At 41.5% G+C, this 2,063-nt stretch carries 1 protein-coding gene and 1 pseudogene; both read right to left on the bottom strand.

Annotated features, from left to right (window positions below; translation table 11 throughout):
* Positions 1–677 (bottom strand): annotated as a pseudogene (locus PX636_RS21440) (glycosyl transferase); the annotation flags it as partial.
* 241 nt (positions 678–918) lie between these two features.
* Positions 919–2,037, bottom strand: coding sequence for a peptidylprolyl isomerase (locus PX636_RS21435; RefSeq protein ID WP_288118774.1), 1,119 nt, complete (start codon positions 2,035–2,037; stop codon positions 919–921).
* Positions 2,038–2,063: the final 26 nt, after the last annotated feature.

Genomic DNA, 2,063 nt, shown 5'->3' with positions numbered 1-2,063 from the left:
TGAACCATTAGAGCCGAAGGAGTGCTTAGGGGAGTGGTATAGTAAGTAGAAATAAAGAGAGCTGCCTGAAGCCGATCGCAGATTGCTTGAATTTTTCTAGCATCCTCTCCGCTATGATTATAATCGTAGGCTTCTAATAACCAATATTTTAAGTTTTTTAGTCTCGGTGCGGTTTGATTTCTATCTAAAATAATAATATGTTGACCAAATTCTGAGTTACTCCATTCTTGTAGAATTGAATACCAAACTCTCGCTATTCCTCCTTGGTTAATTTGAAAAATAACGCCATCAATCACAACAATAGGTTTGCTCTGCTCGGACATAGATTGAATTACTTGTAAGTTTTCTCGCTCATCTTCAGTTAAGGGTACACCTAGATCATGATTAACTTCTAAATCACTAATTTCCCCACGCTGTACTTGATAGTTTTTACACAATTGATTATTCTTTTGCTGTTCTAATTTATCAGTTCTTTGATCAATAATATAGAGATATTTTTCTTGAAACTTTTGAACAATTTCTTGCTCTTTTTCTGAAGAAGGACTATCGATCACAGTAATTTCTAATTCTCCCTTTTGATAGAAAATTTGTATTAATAAATCCTCTAGGCATCCCCGAATAAGCTCGGATAAATTATCGGCAAAAACAAGGGCAGTAACTTTGATTTTATTAACCAATTTTTGCTCGTGACTGCTGACTCCGACATAAGCGAATAGTGGATGATTTACCTTCCTCTGGACTGAAAAGGTCGTTAACAGAGTAACATTTACTAGCTGCCTTGCCTTCACTAGCGGGGAATATTTACCCCGACAATTGCCACTTTGCCGGGGTATCGGGGGAAGCGCCCAGAATCTGAGCTGCTTCCCCTATCTTGACTAATCTCTGTGCCTTGACAAGAGCCAGTTAAAACCCCCCACCCTAGCTAGGTTGGACGAGATTATTTAAGCCATAAACCACTTTAGCGCTGATAATCTTATCCTTATCGGTAAGTTCTTCTAACACCTCTTTTCCCTGGACTAAATAGCCAAAAACCGAATAACGACCATCCATGAGATTAAACCCCGGAGGAGTTAATTCATTATCGAATTTAAAGAAAAAGAATTGCGAGGAACCTCCGTTAGGATTAGTATCCGGACGCGCTAGGGCCACTGCACCAAAAGCGTTAAAAGGTAAGGCGAGACTGGGTAAGTAAATCCCTAATTCTTCGAGAGTATTGCCATAAACTGGTTCTTCTTCCCCTTTAATCAAAATTTCTAAGGGAATAGAGCGATATTGCTTAGTTTTCGGGTCAACAAAGCCCTCTTCTGCACCGACGGGATCCCCGGTTTGCACAACGAAATTATCTTCGCTGCGAATGAAGGGTAAACCGTCATAAAAACCCCGTTGGACTAAATCCACAAAGTTACCCCCATTAACCGGAGTGCTGTAACCATCGACAACGATAGTTAAATCTCCTTTGGTGGTCTGCATCTCTACGGTGGCGCGTCCTCGCAATTGCGGCAAGTTAGCGTATTCTGGGGGAACGTTAAAGGGAAAACCCACCACCATTAATTCTTCTAAAGCGGTGATATTATTGAGCAATTCCCGTCTGGTTGACCAAACTGCCTCTTTATCTTTCGCTTCTACGGCCGTATCGAGGGCTGCCACTCCCGTTTTCAGTTTTTCGATTAATTCCTCCCCTTGGCTTTTACTTGCTTCGGGAACACTATCTAAGATAGCCTTGCTTTTGGTAGAAAGGGCATAATTGGCATCCTTGACATCTTTTTTAATCGGACTCCAACGTTTGGCCCGCAGATGTTTGGCAATATCTTCGATCGATTGTTGCACTTGACGAATTGGTTTATTATCTATGGGTAAGGCATTGCGTAGAATAGCAGTGGGATCCGTTACCGCGTCACCCTGAGCAAGCACAGCTAAAGCAGGGGCAGTCCCCTTAGCCGTGAACAGACTTAAGATTAAAAATAGTGCTAGGGCGATACTAGCACCGCTTTTTAAGAAAAATTTGCCTGATTCCCGTAATCTTGTCTTTATTTTCATATTTTGGTCGGTTCCTCAATGGCCAT

Source organism: Microcystis sp. M53598_WE2 (assembly GCF_030067735.1).
GTDB lineage: Bacteria > Cyanobacteriota > Cyanobacteriia > Cyanobacteriales > Microcystaceae > Microcystis > Microcystis aeruginosa.
This window is presented reverse-complemented; position numbering and strand designations above follow the sequence as displayed.